Here is a 21324-nt window from a genome sequence, read left to right as displayed (position 1 = left end):
TAAACCTTAAGGTTGGAAATACATAATAAACGGATTATAGTAACCGGCGCGGCCTCAGGAATAGGCCGCGCCTTTTTGTTGGAGGTACTAGACTACGAGCCTCTAGCCATCCTGGCCGCCGATCGGGATGAGAGTACACTGCTCCAGCTCCTGGCCTCGCTCCCCGTCGGCTCGCCGCGTATACTACCCTTCGTGGGAGATCTGTCGCAAAAGTCTACGCTGGATGCCCTCTTTGAAACGGCTCAGCGGGAAATGCAGGGGGTAGACATCTTCGTAGCCAACGCCGGCTTTGCCTACTACGAAAGCTACCCCGCCCAAGCAAACTGGGACCACCTGCAGCGGATCTTTGAGCTTAACGTATATGCCCCCCTGTATACCATCCAGAAGATGAAGGAGCTGAATCCAAATAAGTCCCACTACACGCTGATTACAGCCTCAGCCATGGCCAAGACTGGCATCCCCGGTTATGCCGTCTACGGAGCCACCAAGGCGGCTTTGGATCGGTTTCTGGACGCCTACCGCTATGAGGACAGCGGTACACCTACGGTAGGACTTGTCTACCCCATAGCCACCCGTACCGCCTTTTTCCTTCACTCCATCTCAGGTAGCCCCAGCCGGGTACCCGTTACTCCCTGGCCTTCGCAGACTCCGGAACAGGTAGCCCAGGCTATGTTGCGCAGTATTCGGAAGAACCAACGATTTATCTACCCGTCCCTTTTCTTCCGGCTTGCCCGCCTTCCCCAGCAGTTGTTCGAGTGGCTTATGCTCCCTTACCAGTGGTACTACGCCCGGCAGTGGCGGAAGTGGAAGAACGGGCAATAGAAAGCAGGATTGGTTTTGTTGGATTAATCTTCTTTTTTTTGCTGGAGTACCACCAGCCCAATAAGCAGCTATGAACCCCATGACCACACCCCTTGCCGAACGCCTCCGCCCCCGTACCCTGGATGACTATGTAGGTCAGGAAAAGCTGCTGGGCAAAGGCAAACCACTTCGCAAGGCCATCGAGAACAACACCATCCCCTCCATGATCCTGTGGGGACCTCCGGGTGTCGGCAAGACTACCCTGGCCCTGCTGATCGCCGAGGCCACCCGACGCCCCTTTCATAGCCTGAGTGCCATCAGCTCCGGGGTCAAAGACCTGCGGGAGGTACTTTCGAGGCCGAGCGGGCTGTTCTCCCCCATTCTGTTCATCGACGAGATTCACCGCTACAACAAGAGCCAGCAGGATTCACTGCTGGGGGCCGTAGAAAAGGGCCAGGTCACGCTTATAGGCGCTACGACCGAGAATCCTTCGTTCGAGGTAAATTCGGCGCTACTATCGCGTTGTCAGGTGTATATACTGGAGGCGTTTGGCGAAAAAGAACTAAAAGAGCTGGTGAGCCGGGCTCTGGAAAAAGATGAGTGGCTACAGAAGAAGACTATTAAGATAGAATCATACGATGCCCTGTACAGACTGTCGGGTGGGGATGGCCGCAAGTTGCTCAATCTGCTCGAGCTGGTAGTACTGGCCGAGGGAGAAAAGCCGGAAGTAGTGATTACGGATGAGCTGGTAACCCAGACGGCCCAGCAGAACATAGCCCGCTACGACAAATCGGGTGAGCAGCACTATGACATCATATCGGCCTTTATCAAGTCCATAAGGGGTAGTGATCCTAATGCCGCCCTGTACTGGATGGCCCGCATGATCGTAGCCGGTGAGGATCCTGAGTTTATAGCCCGACGGATGCTGATCCTGGCTTCGGAAGATATCGGCAATGCCAATCCTACGGCCATTATCATGGCCAATGCCTGTATGCAGGCCGTCAAGATGATCGGCTATCCCGAGAGCCGCATCATTCTATCGCAGGTGGCGGTGTACCTGGCTACTTCGCCCAAGAGCAACGCAAGCTACACGGCCATTGACGACGCCATAGCGCTGGCCCAGAAGACGGCGCACCTGCCCGTACCCCTTCACCTTCGCAATGCACCTACCAAGCTGATGAAGGAAATTGGCTACGGCAAAGAGTACCAGTATGCCCACTCGTACGAGGGCAACTTCATCCTGCAGAACTTCCTGCCCGATGAACTGAAAGGGACAAAACTATTTGAGCCTGGCCACAATGCCCGGGAGGAGGAAATCCGAAGGAAACTACAACAGTGGTGGGGAGAATGGTACGGGTACTAACAAAACAGACTACCGGCCGACGAGTTGACTATACAGGTTGGGCCGGTAGTCTGTTTTGAACAACCGGTCAGGCGAGTAGGGCCTGTAGCTGAGCACCCGCCATCTGTGGAATATAATTCAGCTCAAAACGCAGATCATCCAGCTGTCTCAGAATAAAGGCGCATGCCTCGTACTCTTCTCTGTCTTCAAAATACTGAATCATCTGCTCAACGAAAGGACGTCCGTACAATAGTGCCAGGCCCCGGTATTCATTAAAATAGATACCCAGGGTGATGACGCTGATGTTACTTTGGCTAATAGCAAACTGAATGCTATTGGGTCGGCGGGTCATGGCGTACCTGATCAAGCTCTCGGCCAGAGCCAACGAATCATCTAATCTGTTCATGTTGATAGGGAGGGTGATATGGTTACTTCTTTACAATAGCTAAAATAGCAAACAAAATGCCAGTTGTTATATCTGACTAAAAATAAATATTTGCTATAATGATATTATTCAAAACATTCTATATGAAGTACATCTAGGAGCGAAAGGGTAGTTCAGAGGCTCCCTTCCTCCTCAGGTACCTACCTGGCATTGGTAAGTAAATACAGAGCGAAAGCGATGATCAGACCAGCAACCAGCCCGACAATCAGAAAAATCCGAAAAGAAACGGAAGGGAAGAAAAAGGTAACCAGCCAGCCAATACCTATCCAAAGAAGGGAATTTAAAACAGCAACGGCGGCTACATAAGGCCAGGAAGGACGTGGTTTTTCGGGGTGCCTATGCATAAGCTTATAGTGTGGTCGTACTACCTGTATCCTGCAGGGAGCTAATACTACCTAAAGGTATCAAGAAATAGATATAAACCTATAACAACTGGAGGCTTACAAAGGGAGATTTTTATTTGAGATATCTACTCTCCCCTCCTGTCTCACCCCCATGTAATAGCATAAGAAAAACGCGTACCAGATTAATAATGTGGTTCCGCCGAGTACAACCGCTGCGGTAGTATACTAATAGAACGACCGGTTACTAAATGATATAGGGAGGAGAGGCAAAAGGGCATGATTTTTTAGGGAGAAAAGGCAGCAGGCTACCCGTAGATCCGTGTCGTTGACTGGGTGGCCAGCCTGCTGGCGATATACTACCTAACGAATGGCTACTTCTATGAATATACTCATTACCTGCTATCTGATCACCACCGTAGCCTCTTTCATGAGTGGTTTTTACTGCTTCAAAGTAGTGCAGCTTCTCCGGAATAAGGTCTAATGTACCTGATCATTATCAGGTTGGTGTACTACTATCCGCCAGGAGGTTTACTCCTACCTGTACCTGGGTTTATTGTGGCAATTTTGCTGGGTCAAATTTGACCGTCCTAAGCTTGGTGCGCACCTCTTCTGGCAATCGGGTAAAGAAGGTAACTCCTGCGTTTTTTTCGATGTCGTCCGGGGTGGTAATGAAGCTATTCCAGCTTCTGTTATTTACTACACTGGACCAGTTGGGAAAATCAACCGCAATCACTGGCGTATGCTCAGTAATCTGCTCTACTGTACCTCCATCCGGAATAGCCACTACTATCTTATAAATCCGGGTGGGTACGCTTATCTGGTTTCTGATCCTAAGTACCACGCCCCTACTACCCACCCCACCTACGCCATAGGTACCTGCTATGATATACAGGCGGTAGCCTTTCTGGGCCAGATCGCGGCAATACTCCTCCAGCTTGGTCCAGGACTGCCGGTTTAGCTCCATGGCCTGGGGCACAATGTTGGTCATCAGGTTGGTAGCGGATATATCTACAACAGATTTGGAACGGTCGGTCTGAGGACACAGGTTTCCCATCACAAAGCCTGAGTTGACATAGTCACTGGGCAGTACCTTGTACCATCCATCGGGCAGCGTGGGATCAGCCAGATAGTCCTGCTGCTGGGCTCCCTCTCCCAGCCACTCCTTCGTTAGCTCCCAGGATACCCAGTTAGCATGCCCCTTACTCCTGTTATAGCTCAGAGCATACTGCTGCCTTACCATCAAGAAGTTGTCGGCATTTTCAATATCATCGGTTTTGGCGTTAGTAGGATTCCCCAGACGCAGGTGAACGCTCTGCTCCATCGGTACCGGAGCGTCCCTATCCTTCTTACATCCTACCGTAATCCACACCAGTAGTACTAGCGGAATGCATTTTTTCATCTTGTTTTGGCTATGATTTGAGTGTTTCTGATTACTGTAACGGGCCCTGTACGCCTGGCGCTCTGCCTACTCCTCTGCTTAGTATCCCTCAAAACCTGACCGCTTACTTCCTATTGCAGAGGCACCTCTCCTTGCTTACGCTATGGCCTTACTATATAAACGACCAGATCAGCCGTATTGATCAAAATAGGGTCCTGTATTGAGTAAACGATACAGATTTCTTCCTCACGATGCTGTACATTATACAAATGCCTCTGTACAGAGAGCTGTATACCTGATGAATGGCCTAAAAGAAAACCCGCTGATCGGGAAGATCAGCGGGTTGTGCACCCGAAGGGATTCGAACCCCTATCGTCGGTACCGGAAACCGAAATTCTATCCATTGAACTACGGGTGCAGAATGCTATCTGGTAGCAATGGGCAGCAAATATAAGGGCAAAAGTTTGTAGTTGTCAACAGTGGACCTAAATTCCTCTCAACTTAAATTAACTCTTACAGGGCTTTCAGCAGCTCCCAGTCGCCTACGTCTTTCAGGTACAGGTAGTTGAGCAATATACCGTTACTGTTGTTAATCAGGCGGTGGCCTTCCACAAAGGGAGCCACGTGGGTAGTGATCCGTTCAAAATCAGAAGCTACTCCCTGTGCCTGGTCGTGGTAGGTAGCTATCTGCTCGGCCGTCAGCTCCAGTTCGCAGTAAAAAAAGTACATGGCTTCGTCGCTGGTGCCGGTAGATGGGTAGCAGGGGTCGCTGTTGAGCCGTGTCAGGTCTTCCTTCCGGACCTCTATACCCGTCTCCTCCCATACCTCCCGGGCCGCTACGGCGGCCGCATCGCTCTCGCTATCCAGCATGCCGGCCGGATGCTCGTAGGTGTGGGAGCCATCACAGATACGACGCTGCTTCACCAGGAGCAGGTACTTCTGCCGGGTTTCCTTTTCGATAAAACATACAAGTACGCTAACTACCTCTCCTTTCAGGAAGCAGATGGGCGGTATCTTATCCCCCTCGGGCGTAGTAGCATCGGTATAGAGTAGTGAAAAGAGAATCTCGCCTTTGCCATTGCGACGGCTGTACAGTTCATCCACCCGGTGTACATCCAGACCGTTCGTAGTGAGCTTGTTCTTCCAGAGATTGTATTTGTGCGAATCGGTGAGATTTTCCTGCATTTTTTGTTTATTAGCTAAAATTGAAATCCATATCTGATGGAACTTACCCTGAGTACTCCCGCACTGCTTTTCTCGACGGTATCATTGCTGATGATTGCCTTCACCAATCGCTTTCTGGCCATTGCTAACCTGATCCGCGATCTGCATAAGCAATTTCAGCAGAACCCCGAAAAAGTAGTCGTAGACCAGATCAAGAACCTGCATACGCGCCTGCACCTGATCCGGACCATACAGGCCACGGGGGTACTGAGTCTGCTCCTGAGCGCCATCTGTATGCTACTGCTCTTTCAGGATCAGATAGAGCTGGCCCGTATCCTGTTCATCAGCGCGCTGGTACTCCAGATCGCCGCCCTTTTGATCTCAGTAGTCGAAATCTCCATCTCCATCAAGGCCCTGCAGATTGAGCTCAATGACATGGAAGACCAGCTGGGTCGTAACCGCTTTGAGCTCTTCAATCTGCTGAGCAAGACGGATCAGGGAGAAAGTGAAGATGTCAAAAACCGAAAAAAGAATCAGTAGAGGGGCATTGACAAGGCTATGTAAGGCATGCCAAAGGAATTAGAGAAACGACTCTGGCGGTTATTGAGAGCCACATCGGTGCGGTACGCTACTCTTCCTACCGTATAGCCTACCTTGAAGCCTACCTGCTCGCCGAGCCTCACCCGTACATACGCCTCAGCCTGGCCGTTGTTGGCCTTCCATACCGAAGGCAACGCATTCAGATTGCGGGGGGCGGTACCCAGATTGGTCATATGATATTCTTCTACTATCGAATCAGGCGCGGCGGCCACGTTGGCAATCGAGTACAGCCCCTGACGACGCTTGCCGAAGGCGATACCAAAGATGTCGGTATTGACCCCCACATCAATAAAGCTCAGGCGCAGGTTGAAACCCAGTACAAAACTGGCACCATTGGCGGATACCCGCCCTACCCGCAACCGATCAAAGCCGTTGGATCCGTCGGGTGCCTCCAGCGTAGTAGCTCCGCTGTAATATCCCCACCCACGTAAGCCCCAGCCTATCTGCAGCCACCGATACCGGGCCGCACTCAGGTTTTGGTAGTAAAGAATAGAAGGTGCCCAGCTACCATCCTGAAAACCCGTACCCAGATCTACCCCGGCATTGATACGGGATGCCCGGACCTCGCGCTGAGCGTAACTACTGGTAAGACTAATCGTAAACAGGAAAAGAAATAGAACCGCTTTTTTCATTATTGATATATAGAAATGGATAAAGTAATGTTGCTTTTCGAAAAAAAGGCCAGATAACGCTATCTGGCCCAATATTACAAATACTATTGTACTTTTTTGAAGATAGTAGCTCCCAGCGGAGGCAGATCAACCGTAATGGAATACGGCTTGCCGTGCCAGGTTTTGTTCTCGGTAGTAGCCGGTTTGGTATTCAGCACGCCACTGCCGTGGAAGGTAGGTGAGTCACTGTTGAATATCTCCTGCCAGGCTCCTTTGGTAGGTACTCCTACCCGATAGCCCTGACGGGGCATAGGCGTCAGGTTAAGCGCCACAATGACGTTCTGAGCCGGATCAACGGCCTTACGGGAATAGATCAGTACCGAATTTTCGCGGTCCTGGGTATCAATCCATTCAAAGCCTTCCGGTGAGAACGAATACTCATACAGTGCGGGCTCGTTACGGTATAGCTGGTTGAGAGCTTTCATACACTCGGCAGCTCCTTTGTGACTACTCTGCTCAAGCAGGTGCCAGTCGAGGCTCTTCTGGAAATTCCACTCCGACGGCTGACCAAACTCGCCCCCCATGAACAGGAGCTTGGTACCCGGGTGCGTAAACATGTACGCGAACAGCAACCGGAGGTTTGCAAAACGCTGCCATTCATCACCAGGCATTTTATTTACCAACGATCCCTTACCGTATACTACCTCATCGTGCGATAGGGGCAGCATGAAGTTTTCGGCAAAGCTGTACACCAGGCTGAACGTGAGCTGGTCCTGGTGCCACTTCCGGAAAGCAGGATCTTTTTCGAAGTACTTCAGGGTGTCGTTCATCCAGCCCATCATCCACTTCATACCAAAGCCCAGTCCACCCACGAACACCGGACGCGACACGCCCGGGAATGCCGTAGATTCCTCAGCGACGGTCTGAATGTCAGGGAAAGCTCCGTATGCGGCGGCGTTCATCTCGCGTAGGAGTGATATCGCCTCCAGGTTTTCGCGTCCGCCAAACTCATTGGGAATCCATTCGCCGTGGTTACGGGAGTAGTCCAGGTATAGCATCGAAGCTACCGCATCCACCCGCAGACCATCGGCATGGTAGCGGTCCAACCAGAACAGCGCGTTACTGATCAGGAAGGAGCGTACTTCGTTGCGCCCGTAGTTGAATATGTAGCTTTTCCAGTCGGGGTGGTAGCCCTTGCGGGGGTCTTCGTGCTCATAGAGCGCCGTACCGTCGAAACGGTAGAGACCGTGCGGGTCACCAGGAAAATGCGAAGGTACCCAGTCCATGTACACACCAATACCCTCCTGGTGCAGGCGCTCGATGAGGTACATCAGTTCCTGGGGATTACCCATCCGGGAAGCACAGGAGAAGTAGCCGGTAATCTGATACCCCCAGGAAGGCGTATACGGGTGCTCCATGACGGGCATAAACTCCACGTGGGTGAAGCCCATTTCCTTCACATAAGGTACCATAGCATCGGCTATTTCCTTGTAGGTCAGGTGGCGCTCCGGATTAGCCGGATCACGACGCCACGACCCTAAGTGTACTTCGTATACCGATATGGGCGCGTTGAGCTTGTTGGTTTCCTTCCGGTTGCTCATCCATTCCTCATCTTTCCACTCGTACCAGGTATCCCACACGATGGAGGCTGTCTGGGGAGCTACTTCACAATAGAAGGCAAACGGGTCGGCCTTTTCGAGGTGCTGGCCGGTATTGGAAATAATGAAGTACTTGTACACTTCCCCATTTCCGACGTTAGGAATCCAGCCTTCCCAGATACCCGAACTATCCCAGCGGGGTGCCAGCTTATGACTGTTGCGGTCCCAGCAGTTGAAGTTGGCTATTACAGATACTTGAGAGGCATTGGGCGCCCACACGGCAAAGTAAGTACCTATTACCCCATTATGCTCCATGACGTGAGCCCCGAGCTTATCGTACAGCTTATAATGCTTTCCTTCTCTAAAAAGATGGATATCCAGGTCCGAGAATCGGGAAAGGGGCTCTACGGGCTTCATGTCATCGCACGAAGAGATGCTCTCCTTGGTGATATCAGGAGATTCTACTAGGGTTTCGGGATTATTCTTTTTATTTGATGTTTTTGCCATTACGCTTATACGATTTTATGAATGAAGGGTACTATCAGAAGGCAGTACCCTGTACTATTTAACTATCAACTCATTTTGCACAAAAGTATCTTGCCAATACCCGTGCATCCTAAGTACTTATTTCTGAAGGCCGTTAGCCGTTCAGCATTTCAATTTCCTGCAGTACGTCCACAATACCTTTAAGAGGTATCTTGACCCAGTCGGGCCGGTAGCTAAGCTCATAGCCGAGCTCGTACACGGCTTTTTCCAGCAGGTAGTACAGCATCAGGTAATTTACCTCCGCGCGACTCTTAAAGACCGGATGCGGCCAGCCGAAGGTTTCGAGATAGGCATCAAAGTACGTACTCTTCATCAGACTGTACCAGCGGCTGGTAATTCGTTGCAGCCGTTGCGGATCTATTCCCTCGGTTTCGGTATTATCAAATAGCTTTGACGAAACGGCATAGTGGTAGCTGCGCAGCATGCCCGACACATCTTTCAGCGGCGAATGCTTCACCTTACGGTCGGTAATACTGGCTTCGGGCTCGCCTTCAAAATCTATGATGATAAAATCATTTTCGGAACTGAGAACCTGCCCCAGGTGGTAATCGCCGTGGATGCGGATACGAAGAGACTCGATCGGGCGCTCCAGTATACCTCTGGCAAAGTCTTCGATCAGCTTCCGCGAGTCTCTGAATCGGGTAGCCATCTCCTGGGTTTCGGGAGGCAGCTGATCAAAGCGGTCGTTCAGAAGGTTGAAACGGGACTCGATCAGGTGGGTCATGCGCTTCAGCAGAAACTGACGGTACTCATCCGTAAAGGGCTCGGGCGCAAACGCCTCATCCGCATCGGGAGCATAGAGCGCCAGGTGCATCTCGGCCGTACGCCGCCCCAGCAAGGCTACCTGCTCAAACAGATTTTCCTTGATCGAGAATACTTCCAGCGGTACACCGTGCATAAACTCATCAATGTACTCACCCGTGGTGGACCAGTTGTCCTTCTGCGCATCCACCTTGCGCTGCATCATCCCCAGCGTGATATCGGGTACATCGGGGCGCTGCCAGGTAATGCTGCCGCAGAAGGCGGGTATCTGCCGGAAGGGGGAATTCTGGGTAATAAACTCGACCAGTTCTACCTCAGGGTTGGTTTCCTGAAACAACTTGCGGTACAGCTTGAAGAAGTAATTCTCTCCAAAGATCATGGCTGAGTTGCTGGAGTCCACCGGCAGTACCTTGGATGGTATCTGCCCGGGCTGGTCCTGATCGTCGAGACCTTTGCCCTTACGAAATGTCAGGGCCGAATTAGCCGCGGAGGCCTCTTCCGCATTATACATATGTTCGTACAGATCCCGCCGGAACTGATCTGTATATATGGCATCTATGAGATAGCCTTCGGGTAAAGCCGCTACTAAGCCTTGTTCGGGCAGATCATTGGGTACATCGTTCTGAAATGATAACGGCAGCTGGTAATACTCCTTATCGCCTTCCTTGTACGTGACCACCACAATACAAATCCACGCGTCCCTAAACTGAAGGGACTCGTCGATCGAACAGTCAACTATCTCGCGCGCTTTCCCCGCAAACCACCGGCACTTTTTCAAAAATTGTTCTAGAAGTTGTGGAGTTAGCTGATTATGCATAGTGTTCGTTATTACGTTTTAATGTACCACTAAGAACAGGCTCGGTGGCTGAATGTTGGCGTTTTGTGTCTTTTTTTCGCTGCTGCTCCACCTCCTGCTCCTACGACTACATTTTGGCAGCTACTCGCTGAACCTCCCCGAGTACACGCAGGATGTTTCCGCCCCATATTTTCTCAATGTCACGGGCTGAGTAGCCCCGGCGTACCAGTTCTTCGGTAATGGAGCCGATCTCGCTGACGTCGCGGCAACCTACCACCTGACCACCACCGTCCATATCCATACCTATACCCACGTGATTCACCCCTACGAGCCTGATAACATGCTCAATATGATCGACGGCATCCTTAACGGTAGGCATGTCGGATGCGTACTTCTCACGCATGGCTTTGCGCTCTTCGTATAGGGCTTTCCGGTCCGCCTCCGACAGGTCGGTCTGGCGTAGCTTCATGCGCAGGGCTTTCATGGATATCTCCTGTTGCTGCGAGGGCTTCCGCAGGAAGTCAGGCACGAAGTTGATCTGGATCACTCCTCCGTTACTGGCCAGGGCTTTGATCATGTCGTCGGTCATGTTGCGGGGATGGTCGCAAAGAGCCCGGCACGACGAGTGCGAAGCAATGGCGGGGGCTTTGGTCAGGCGCATAACATCATAGAACGTAGAGTCGGATACGTGCGAGATATCCACCATAATACCCAACCGGTTCATTTCGCGCACTACCTGCTCGCCGAACCGGCTCAGCCCGTTGTACTCCGGCCCATCGGGGTCCATTGATGAGTCGCAGATGTCGTTATTGGCCGAGTGCGACAGTGTAATGTACCGCAGCCCCAGGTCATAAAACTGCCTGAGGTTGGACAGGTCACTGCCTATGGGCCAGCCGTTCTCCATCCCGATAAATACCGCCCGCTTCCCTTCCTTCTGCAGGCGGTAAGCATCTTGTGGTGTAGTAGCCAGCTCTGCTACAGCCGGATTGTCTCTGACGGCCTGATGAATCTTGTCAAAGATCGCCAAGGCCTGCTGCTTAGCCTCGGCCGTAGCCTCGGGAGTGCGCCTTCCCTGCCCCAGGTACACCGCGAAAAACATTGCGTCCATGCCTCCCTTCTTCATCCGCGGGAAGTCGATCTGCGATCCGTCCTGCTCAAACTGATGCTCCCGGGCTATATCAAAGCCGTCCTTCATCATGTTGATAGGTACATCGGCATGGGTATCGATGGTCAGCGCCTTCTCATGGATACGGGCGGCTCTACGTGCCAGGTCGTCCCCCTTCTGCCCAAAGGACAACGCAGGTAGCAACAGCAGCAGTAGTGTTTTTTTCATGCGGGTGTATGAATAGTTTGGATAGCAGGAGGGGGTAATAAATTCTGAATTATAAATAATGCTGAATCAGGAATTGTACGTATGGCTACGAAAGCTTACATAGAGTATAGAGCAACCAGGCACCTCTTATCTCCCTATCTAAACCAGCAGCTTTACTCCATTCAGTATTCCTGATTCAGCATCACTACGGTAAACCGTTCAGCATTATGTATTAATCTTCAATCCGGAACAGGTGGAACGGCATCACGAAAGGATCCAGCTCAACGTAGTTCCACTCACCCGACCAGGTATACTTTCGGCCGGTTAGCAGATCATGTACTGTATACGACTGCCAGTCCTGTCTGCCGATCAGGTTCGAAGGCAGGTGTACCATGCCAGCCTGTTTGTTATGTCCATCCAGATTCACCACACACAGGATACGGTTTCCGTCGGAGTGGGTCTTGAGGTAGGCCATGATCTGGTCATTATGGATAGTACACAGGTGTATGTTGTTGGTGAACTGCAGCGCCGTGTTTTCATTACGGAGGCGGTTGACCATCCGGATCAGGTACGTAAGCTTGTTTTCCTTGCTCCAGTCCCAGTGCTTTACTTCGTACTTTTCGGAGTTGAGGTACTCCTCCTTGCCGGGGAAAGCCTCGTGTACCATCATCTCATAGACAGGTCCGAATATGCCGTAGTTGGAAGTCAGCGTAGCCGCCATGAAGTACCGGATCAGGAACAGCGGCTCATGACCCGACTGCAGCATGTACGGGTTGATATCGTGCGTATTGGGCCAGAAGTTGGGTCGGAAGTAGTACTTCATCTCCGTCTGGGTCAGCTCGGTCATGTACTCCTGCAGTTCCTGCTTATGGATCCGCCAGGTGTAATAGGTATACGACTGCGAGAAACCTACCTTAGCCAGTTGCTGCATCACCTTAGGACGGGTAAAAGCCTCCGACAGGAATATCATGTCGGGGTATACCTTGCGGGTTTCGGCAATGACCCACTCCCAGAACTTAAAGGCTTTGGTATGCGGATTATCCACCCGGATCAGGCGTACGCCCCACTCAGCCCACAGGAATATAATCCGGCGCAGCTCCATCCAGAGCCCCTGCCAGTCTTCGCTCTCGAAGTTGATCGGGTAGATATCCTGGTATTTTTTGGGCGGGTTCTCGGCGTACTGGATGGTACCATCGGGGCGTATCTTGAACCACTCCGGGTGCTCCTTCACCCACGGATGATCGGGTGAACACTGGATTGCCAGGTCCATGGCTACCTCCATATTGCACTCCCTGGCCGCCGCTACCAGCGCCTTGAAGTCATCCAGCGTACCCAGGTCAGGGTTGATGGCGTCGTGTCCGCCCAGCTCATTACCGATGGCGTAAGGTACCCCCGGATCGCCCGGTTGGCTGGTTACGGAGTTATTTTTTCCCTTCCGGAACTGGTGACCGATGGGATGAATGGGAGTTAGATACAGTACATCGAAGCCCAGGTCGGACAGACGGGGCAGTAGCTCGATCTGGTCACGGAAAGTACCCGGACGGCTGGGATCTTTGGATGACGAGCGGACAAACATCGAGTACCACGCGCTGAACTGCGCCTTGCGCCGGTCTACCCACACCGGAAGCTCACGGTAGCGGGTATAGTACTGTCGTTCCGGGTAGCGGTTGATCCACTCCTGCATACGGAAGCTATGAAAGAGTTGCAGCGAGTCTTCATACCGGCTGTCGTCCCGGAAGAGGGCCGCCGCATTCCGCAGGGCCTCCTGGTCGTCGCCGGAGGCCTTGTCTAGCATACCTTCCAGGAACTTGGCTCCCATGAGCAGCTCCATGCTTACGTGCTGCTTATCTTTTATTTTGAGTTCGGTTTCGTGCCACCACGACGTCAGGTGATCCACCCAGGCCTCAATGGTGTAGATATAGTGTCCCTGTCTCTCCACTAAAAAACTACCCTGCCAGCGGTCGTTGACCAGAAAAGTCATAAATAGCTCGGTCCACTGTTCATCATCCACATGCTTGTACAGCAGACGAGCCGACACCTTGTCGTGCCCATCGGCAAATACATCTGCTTCGACGGTAATGGTTTCTCCGGGAATAGCCTTTACAGCGTACATTCCGCCGTCAATTTCGGGGACTACGTGCTCTATTACTACCCTTCTGCGACCTTCTATGTGTTCGGGTATGAGTGAAGTTGGTTGTTCTGCCATAGATTAAATTCTTTGGTATATACAGAATTCATTGATCAGGCTTATCCGGGCAAATTAGCTAAATTCCATTCAGAAAAAAATTTAGGCTGCTATCCGGTAAAGTCTCCCTGAGTACGCAAAAAAATCACGCCATTCCCCCGGGAGCGCCCGCTCCTTTAACTCCTGACCCACCACCTTTTGTTACATTATTTTTCTTTTACCAGCCAGGACAGTGGCTGTACATCCCGGATCCTCTATCTGGTCGGGCAAGTACCCGGTGATAGGTAGCTTTTCTGTCTGCACCTCCTTTTTATACCACTACTGTACTTTCTTGACAATTATTTTTAATTTTCCGGCAACAGCAATCAGTAAGGGCAGCCATGGCGCAAGGCTTACAACACACAACGGACGAAGTGCTCTGGCATCTATACCGCCAGGGCAACGAGGCTGCTCTGGCAGTGATCTATGAGCGCTATGTGAAAAGTCTGTATGCCTACGGCCGTAAATTCAATACCGAAACTGCACTGGTAAAAGATTGCATTCAGGATCTGTTCGCTGACTTACTCAGCAAACCTCATTCAGTGTCACAGACCCCCAATGTCAGAAATTACCTGATGAAATCTCTCCGCAGAAGGATTCTGGCGGTGGGTAGCAAACATACCTTTGGTGAAGTACCTGATGACTATGCGTTCGGGCTGATCCCCTCGTACGAACAGGAGCTAATACAGGCGCAGTCTGATGGTGAAGAAATCAGGCAGGTACAGGAGGCAATCCAAAAGCTAACCCGGCGGCAGCAGGAGATTATCTACCTCAAATTCTACCATGACCTCGATAATCACTCCATTGCCGAGGTTATGTCATTAACGTACCAGGCCGTCTGCAATCTTATATCAAAGGCCATCAAGGCGATACGCGACCTGCTCACCAGCTCTACGGCTATGCTTGCACTCTACTACCTTTCTGGTGGCTTGGACTAACTTCCCTTTCTGCAAAAATTATTTTCTGAAAAATGATTAGTTGGGAGAGGTCTGTTTCTAATACTTATAGAAACCCATCAACTTTTCCCTATGAGTCAGCTTCCGGATAATTTTGAAGACTTGCTTCTACATACTGATTTTATCCGCTGGGTAAAAGATCCGGCCTCGGATGCCGACGGTACCTGGGCAGCCTGGCTGGCGCAGGCCCCGGAACAGCGGGGTGAAGTCATTCTGAAAGCACGGCTGGTACTGCGAAGTCTGCCCCCGGAAGAAGAACTCTCGCATACAGAAGTGCAAGCCCTATGGCAGGGAGCCTTAGATCGTCGGCAGGAGCGGGAAATATCCGGGACAAAAACCTGGCACCCCCAGACCTCACTTACTCCGTGGTACCGGATCGCGGCTATACTGGTACTGACCGTGGGGCTGGGACTCCTGAGCTGGTACTTCTTAACCTTTAACCCCACTGAATTGCAAACTACCTACGGCGAACTACGGACAGAGCAACTGCCCGATGGATCGCAGGTTACTCTCAACAGCCACTCCCAGTTATCCTACCAAACCGACTGGGCAGGCAATCGGGAGGTATGGCTGAAGGGTGAAGCCTACTTCCGGGTCAGTAAAAAGCAGATAGCTGGCACACCGGCTACGTTTACCGTACATACCGAGGGGTTAGATGTGCAGGTACTAGGCACCCAGTTCAACGTCCACAACCGTCGCGATCAGGTGCGGGTGCTCCTCACGGAGGGAAAGGTAGAACTACAGAAGAATGGTGGTGATAAGGAAAGAATGATTCTAAAGCCGGGGGAATTGGCGGAGCTACCTAAGTCAGGTAAAGCACTGCGAAAGCAGCAGGTAGATCCGGCCCGGCACCTGGCCTGGATGGAGAAGGTACTCGTATTTGAGCAGGCTACCCTTCGGGACATTGCCGATGCCCTTGAGGACCAGTTTGGCCATAAGGTAGTCATTGCTGATCCGTCACTGGCTCGTCTGACCTTTACCGGTAATATGCTCGCCGACAACGAACAACTGGTACTGGACACCATCGCCAAAGCCCTGGGAGTAAAGATAACGCGCAACGGTGAACAGGTTATCGTACAACGGCCATGATTCGACACAACTTACTACCACTCCCACTCCGTATGAAGCCTGTCAAAGGATTGGTACTGGCTCTGTTCTTTTTGGGTAATATACTACCCGCCACTTTCGTACAGGTAACCCTGGCTCAATCCAACGGTCAGAAGGCAATCCGCACGGGATCACAACCTCTTGAGGTCGTCCTTCGGCAGCTACAGGATCGCCACGGGATCTACTTTAACTATAATCACCAGGCCATTCAGAACAAACAGCTATCCATAGATAACCAGACAGTAGCTGACACTCGTCTGGATCAGTACCTGGCGGATTTATTACATCCACTTGGCCTTAAGGTAGAAAAACAACAGAATCGCCGTTATCTCATTTATGAGGCTACTTCTCCCACTCAGACTGTTCCATTACCCAGGAAGTATACTCCAGCGACGCAACGGGAAGACCAAACCGCTACCATTAGCGGCAAAGTAGTGGATGTACTTACGGGTGAGCCCCTGCCGTTTGCCTCTGTGTACATCAACTCCACTACCAGGGGTACCACTACCCGTGAAGATGGTAGGTATCGGTTGACTAGTGTGCCCGTAGGTACCATCGAACTGGTGGCCTCCTACCTGGGCTACGAAACCACCCGCGAAGTAGTACGAACAACCGGCCCCACTCCCCGAACAGTAAACATCTTCCTTCGCCCCTCCGCCAACGAACTGCGCAGCGTGACGGTAGTAGGCCGCAGGAGCCGGGCCAGGCAGCGACAGCTCCGAAAGTTTATCGACGAGCTGTTGGGTCAGAGCCCCTACGCCAGCCGCTGTGTACTGTTAAATGATTCGGTGGTGCAGTTTACCGAAGACAGAGGCAAGCTGCTGGCCAAAGCCAGTGCCCCTCTGATCATTGAGAACCGGGCCCTGGGCTATCGTATCCACTACGACATGACCTTCTTTGACACCTACCGGCTCAATACCCATTACGCTGGTACCACCCGCTTCGAAGAACTCATACCAGAAAATCCGGACCAGGCCGAGCGCTGGCAGCGCAACCGGCAGGCAGCCTACCGGGGTTCGTCGCGGCACTTGCTGGCCAGCATGATTGCCGGCACCTATGAGCAGGAGGGGTTTCTGGTGTACCAGAGCAATATGACCTTGACCGATGCTTCTTCCACGGCTCCCATTGTACAGTTTTCGGGGCTGCGTCGGTCCAACCCTATTGTCCCGGACAGCCTCTTTCGTCCGGGCGACCTGCCCTTCGAGCGGGTATTCCGCTCCAGTCAGCCGCTGGAAATCTTTCACTCCCGCATCTACACCCGCAATACGCCCTATACTGATATGCCCTATGCCTACTCAATCCTGTCGCTCCCGCAGCAGCAGGCGGTAGTTACCACCGATGGCTGGGTATCGGTCCCGATGGGCATGGAAATCCGGGGCTACCTGGGCCATGACCGGCTGGCCCGGCTACTACCCGCCGACTGGAAGCCTGCCGGAACAGTAGTAGCTCCCCTCCTGGCCGAAGCGGCTACTACGGGTACCCTACTGGAAAAGGACCAGGTACTTGATTCGTTGACGAACCAGTGGCGTGCCTACCAGCAAAGTGCCCCACCCGGTGTATTTCTGCACATTGACAAACCCTTCTATACCACCGGAGATACCCTTTGGCTGAGCGCCTATCTATTAAAACAGGATGGTGCGCAGCAAAATACCGTTGCCACGGTGGCCGCTGCCACGGTGGCAACGGCCGAACCTGAGTCGCAGCCCGCTCTGCATGTGGAGTTGCTTACGGCGCAGGGACGTACCGTTGCCCACCAGTGGTTACCCACTAAAGAAGCACGTAGTTCTGGACATTTCCGTCTCTCGGATACGCTTGCCACGGGTACTTACCGCTTGCGGGCCTACACCGAAGCGGACCGGGGCCATCCCTTTCCCCCCTTCGAACGACTGGTACAGGTACATAACTGGCTTAAACCTCCCCACCCGGAGATCAGCCACCGGGATGTGGCCCCGGACGTACAGTTTCTGCCCGAGGGCGGTCACTGGGTAGCCGGACATCCCTCCCGGTTGGGTATAAAAGCGCTGGACAGCCGGGGACGCGGCATAGCAGTATCGGGTCAGGTCATAGACAAGCTGGGTAAAGAAATAGCCGAATTCAATACCAATGCGCTGGGAATGGGTAGCGTCGAACTCACGCCGGTACCTGACCAGACGTACCGGGCCCGCGTTAGTGGTATCGAGTATAAAATACCCCGGGCCGATGCCGAAGGACTGAGTTTGCGCGCTGACTGGCTCAGCGACAGTAGCATGCTGAAAGTACATATACTGGCTTCCGAACGCCTGCACAATCAGCCGGTGTATATAGTCCTGCAAAACCGGGGTACCTTACAGCAGCAGGCCAAACTACAGCTTCAGCAGGGGAAGGCCAGTATTGAAGTACCTACTGCTCAGCTACCACCGGGCCTTACGCAGGTAACCCTTTTTGATGCACAGGGACGGCCCCGGGCCGAGCGGCTGGTGTACGTACCGGAGCGGTTAAGCCCCGTGCGGGTGGAGATATTGCCCAACAAGAATGAGTACACCGCCCGCGAACAGATAAGCCTGGGCCTGCTCGTTCGGGATGGTACCAATGAACCCCTATCCGCGATTTTGTCGGCTTCCGTTACCGACGCTGACCAGCTTCCGGCCGATACGGCGGCAGACCTGCACACACACCTGCTCCTGTCTGGTGAATTACGTGGTACTATTGAGCAGCCCCGCTACTATACCCAAGACAATCTGCCTGCCACCCGCCGGGCCCTCGACGACCTGCTGCTCACGCAGGGCTGGCGACGCCTGAGCTGGGACCAGCTACCAGCCACTCCGGCTAACGGGGCTCCCCCAACTGCCCTAGTACTGCGGGGACGGGCTCTGACTACCCGGGACAGACCTATTCCTGATGCCAAACTGCTATTCACCTTTACCGGCTCATCCCAGGCGTTCTCCAGTTCAGTACAGGCCAATGCCGAAGGTACCTTTACACTGGAGCGGTTAGCGTTTACGGATACCAGTCGGGTACGGGTTGTTATCATGAACAAGAACCTGCGGGTCATGAATGGACGGGTACTTCTGGATGCTCCGGGGGCGACATTTACCGAAGTACCTTTGCCGCTGACCGATCCGGCGGACTGGGCGCTGCGCCAGGAAAATTACCTGACTCAGGCCCGTAACCGACAGGAGGTTTCGCCGGAGCTTTATCGGGAAAAAGATGCCCGGCTCCTGCAGGAAGTACGTATAAAAGGAAAAAAGGAAGATGCCGAAAGTGACGCCCGCCGGATCAGCATACACGACACCCCCGACTACTCATTAAATTTTGATGAAAAATCGCGTAGTTACACAAATGTATACGAAATGATCATGGGTCAGGTACCCGCCGTAAAGGTACTGAAAGGCCAGGGGGAGAGTTATTCTGTTATAGTCCGTGAAACTGGTAATTTCATGCAGAGAATTCCGCCCCTGTTTATCGTAGACGGAGTAATCATAAGTAGCGACGCCGGTGACGAACTTAGCTATCTAAATCCAAGTGATATAGAGCGTATTGAATTTCTGGTCAACGGAGGATTGGCCGCCTATGGCGCAAGGGCAGCAGGCGGAGTCATTGCGATCTTTACCAAAAAGTGGCGTCCAGGAAAAGCCGGTAAGGATGGCAAGTCTGATTTTATCGTCCCGGGCTTCCCAGCAAAGCGGCAGTACTACGTGCCCCGCTACACCGACTCCACCAGGGATGCCACCCGCCCCGACCTGCGGGATGTGTTATACTGGAACCCCCTCATTACCACCGACAGTCAGGGAAAATCTACCATCAGCTTTCCACTTTCTGATCAGGTTCGAACATTACGGGTCACCATCCAGGGCCTTACTCCCTATGGGCAACCCATTTCCGTAGATAAACTGGTGAAAGTGCGGTAGCGAGACTATAGATCTGCGATGTACTTCTGCCCGCCCAGGGCCCGCATCTGCCGGGCAATTTTGCTGGTGCGCCCCTGCACGTAGGACGAAGGATTCTTGATCGAAAAACGAATGGGATTGGGAAGCACGGCGGCAATACGGGCGGCTTCGTACCGGGTGAGGTCTTTGGCGGACTTCCCGTAGAAGCGCTGAGAGGCGGCCTCTACGCCAAAGGTCATCTTGCCCATTTCGGCTACGTTGAGGTATACTTCCAGGATGCGCTTTTTGCCCCAGATCAGTTCGATCAGTACCGTGAAGTAGGCTTCGAGTCCCTTACGGATATAACTACGGCCATTCCACAGGAATACGTTCTTGGCTACCTGCTGCGATATGGTACTGGCGCCCCGTACGCGCTTCCTGTTCTCGGACATAGCATCCTGAATCTGATCAAAATCAAAGCCCCAGTGGTTGGGGAAGTTCTGGTCTTCGGAGGCTACCACGGCCAGCGCCGCTTCTCTGGAAATATTATCGTACGACTCCCAGTCATGGTAGATCTTGCTACTCTCTCCTTCCCGCGAGGCCTCTACTTTGCGAACCAGCATCAGCGGCGTCACCCATACCGGCACTACCTTCAGCACCACGACCCACAGTACCGATAGGATGACAAAATACATGACTAACTTGAAGAAAATAGCAAAAAAGATACGAAACATAGGTACTTGGGTCAGTGTGTCTTTATTGATTACAGGCGCAAATGTCGCAAAGTGTACACAGAAAGTACAAGATGCCGGTGCGCTTTCCCTTAAAAATTAGTTTACCCTAAAGACAACCCGATCACAAACGGGTAATTATCAGCAGGAGACGACGTATCACAGCGTCTTTAATAGAGAATACCTCGTATTTTCACGGGTACAGTTCCTCTTAAACTAACTACTGTATGAATACTCTTTCCCTCATAGTATGTTTTCTGCTCGTTAGTACCTTTTCGATACCGAGTGCCGCGCAGGGGCTTCCCAACCATACCTTTACTGATAAACGCACGGAAATGGTGACGGATTATGTAGTTCTGGATGGGCTTCTGATGGATAAAAATAACCCTCTGCCGGACAAGCTGACCATAGTAAGGATGCAGAAGGTAAAGGACGCTCAGGAGCTAAAAGAACTGGGGGTAAAAGATTTCAGTAAATCATACACCTTCTACCACTCCAAGCCTTCCGGGTTCTACGAGTATGTGTTCAGATGGGCCCGAAACAATAGGGTAGTTCCCTTCAGCCACTGGGATGTACGTCTGCCCCTCATCGTCAATAACAGGGTACTTACTCCTACTGCCTACGCGTCACTTCCTGACTCGGATACTACCCGGATCAGCGCCATCGAATTTGTACCCATGCCATCAGCCGGCCTGAAAGGGTACCCCACGGTAGTATACGGAGCCTTAAAAGTAGAAGTGAAGAAGTAGCTCTAAAACAGCC

The 21324-nt window shown here is 52.3% G+C and carries 16 protein-coding genes and 1 tRNA gene; 7 read left to right on the top strand and 10 right to left on the bottom strand.

The features are described from left to right. The first annotated feature begins 12 nt into the window (after nt 1–12). Together JTN23_RS00975 and JTN23_RS00970 are read left to right on the top strand one after the other, a co-directional pair. A complete protein-coding gene (locus tag JTN23_RS00975; protein ID WP_247231625.1) occupies nt 13–822 on the top strand; it encodes an SDR family NAD(P)-dependent oxidoreductase in 810 nt (269 codons plus the stop codon). A gap of 70 nt (nt 823–892) precedes the next feature. Then, nucleotides 893–2164, top strand: coding sequence for a replication-associated recombination protein A (locus JTN23_RS00970; protein WP_247231623.1), 1272 nt, complete (start codon nt 893–895; stop codon nt 2162–2164). Nucleotides 2165–2231: 67 nt separating this feature from the next. Here JTN23_RS00970 and JTN23_RS00965 read toward each other — a convergent pair whose 3' ends face one another. From JTN23_RS00965 to JTN23_RS00950, 4 genes are all read right to left on the bottom strand, one after another. Beyond that, nucleotides 2232–2549 (bottom strand): hypothetical protein, encoded by a 318-nt coding sequence (locus JTN23_RS00965; RefSeq protein WP_247231621.1) that lies wholly within the window; start codon nt 2547–2549, stop codon nt 2232–2234. A gap of 933 nt (nt 2550–3482) precedes the next feature. Further along, the gene (locus tag JTN23_RS00960; protein ID WP_247231619.1) at nt 3483–4331 is read right to left on the bottom strand and encodes a DNA/RNA non-specific endonuclease; all 849 of its coding nucleotides are present in this window, start codon (nt 4329–4331) and stop codon (nt 3483–3485) included. A 325-nt stretch (nt 4332–4656) separates the two neighbouring features. Beyond that, nucleotides 4657–4728: transfer RNA gene (locus tag JTN23_RS00955), tRNA-Arg, on the bottom strand. A gap of 95 nt (nt 4729–4823) precedes the next feature. After that, complete coding sequence (locus JTN23_RS00950; RefSeq protein WP_247231617.1) at nt 4824–5495, bottom strand: NUDIX hydrolase; 672 nt, start codon at nt 5493–5495, stop codon at nt 4824–4826. Between the two features lie 36 nt (nt 5496–5531). On the opposite strand from JTN23_RS00950, the gene JTN23_RS00945 reads away from it, so the two are divergent. Then, a complete protein-coding gene (locus JTN23_RS00945) occupies nt 5532–6014 on the top strand; it encodes a DUF2721 domain-containing protein (RefSeq protein ID WP_247231615.1) in 483 nt (160 codons plus the stop codon). Here the strand turns inward: JTN23_RS00945 and JTN23_RS00940 are convergent. The 5 genes from JTN23_RS00940 to JTN23_RS00920 all read right to left on the bottom strand — a co-directional run bounded on the left by JTN23_RS00940 (nt 6008) and on the right by JTN23_RS00920 (nt 13905). Next, complete coding sequence (locus JTN23_RS00940; RefSeq protein ID WP_247231613.1) at nt 6008–6706, bottom strand: hypothetical protein; 699 nt, start codon at nt 6704–6706, stop codon at nt 6008–6010. The genes JTN23_RS00945 and JTN23_RS00940 overlap by 7 nt on opposite strands. Before the next feature lie 83 nt (nt 6707–6789). Continuing rightward, nucleotides 6790–8790, bottom strand: coding sequence for a 1,4-alpha-glucan branching protein GlgB (glgB, locus tag JTN23_RS00935; RefSeq protein WP_409049421.1), 2001 nt, complete (start codon nt 8788–8790; stop codon nt 6790–6792). A gap of 133 nt (nt 8791–8923) precedes the next feature. Continuing rightward, on the bottom strand, nt 8924–10408 hold the full coding sequence (locus JTN23_RS00930; protein WP_262918382.1) for a putative maltokinase: 1485 nt from the start codon (nt 10406–10408) through the stop codon (nt 8924–8926). A gap of 106 nt (nt 10409–10514) precedes the next feature. Then, entirely contained in the window at nt 10515–11720 is a 1206-nt protein-coding gene (locus JTN23_RS00925) for a dipeptidase (protein ID WP_247231609.1), read from the bottom strand. Nucleotides 11721–11931: 211 nt separating this feature from the next. Next, a complete protein-coding gene (locus tag JTN23_RS00920) occupies nt 11932–13905 on the bottom strand; it encodes an alpha-1,4-glucan--maltose-1-phosphate maltosyltransferase (protein WP_247231607.1) in 1974 nt (657 codons plus the stop codon). Between the two features lie 359 nt (nt 13906–14264). On the opposite strand from JTN23_RS00920, the gene JTN23_RS00915 reads away from it, so the two are divergent. The 3 genes from JTN23_RS00915 to JTN23_RS00905 all read left to right on the top strand — a co-directional run bounded on the left by JTN23_RS00915 (nt 14265) and on the right by JTN23_RS00905 (nt 19873). Beyond that, nucleotides 14265–14861: an RNA polymerase sigma factor gene (locus JTN23_RS00915; protein ID WP_247231605.1), complete on the top strand. Its 597-nt coding sequence runs from the start codon at nt 14265–14267 to the stop codon at nt 14859–14861. Nucleotides 14862–14951: 90 nt separating this feature from the next. Then, on the top strand, nt 14952–15968 hold the full coding sequence (locus JTN23_RS00910; RefSeq protein ID WP_247231603.1) for a FecR family protein: 1017 nt from the start codon (nt 14952–14954) through the stop codon (nt 15966–15968). A gap of 32 nt (nt 15969–16000) precedes the next feature. Further along, nucleotides 16001–19873 (top strand): carboxypeptidase-like regulatory domain-containing protein, encoded by a 3873-nt coding sequence (locus tag JTN23_RS00905; RefSeq protein WP_247231601.1) that lies wholly within the window; start codon nt 16001–16003, stop codon nt 19871–19873. A 5-nt stretch (nt 19874–19878) separates the two neighbouring features. Here the strand turns inward: JTN23_RS00905 and mtgA are convergent, their stop codons facing one another. Next, on the bottom strand, nt 19879–20565 hold the full coding sequence (gene mtgA / locus JTN23_RS00900; protein WP_247231599.1) for a monofunctional biosynthetic peptidoglycan transglycosylase: 687 nt from the start codon (nt 20563–20565) through the stop codon (nt 19879–19881). Between the two features lie 224 nt (nt 20566–20789). Here mtgA and JTN23_RS00895 point away from each other — a divergent pair, with 224 nt between their 5' ends. Beyond that, the gene (locus JTN23_RS00895) at nt 20790–21311 is read left to right on the top strand and encodes a hypothetical protein (protein WP_247231597.1); all 522 of its coding nucleotides are present in this window, start codon (nt 20790–20792) and stop codon (nt 21309–21311) included. Nucleotides 21312–21324 lie beyond the last annotated feature (13 nt).

The sequence above is a fragment of the Telluribacter roseus genome (genome assembly GCF_017355915.2).
Taxonomy (GTDB): Bacteria; Bacteroidota; Bacteroidia; order Cytophagales; family Spirosomataceae; genus Telluribacter.
Note: the sequence above shows the minus strand (reverse complement) of the source record. Positions and strands in the feature narration are given on the sequence as shown.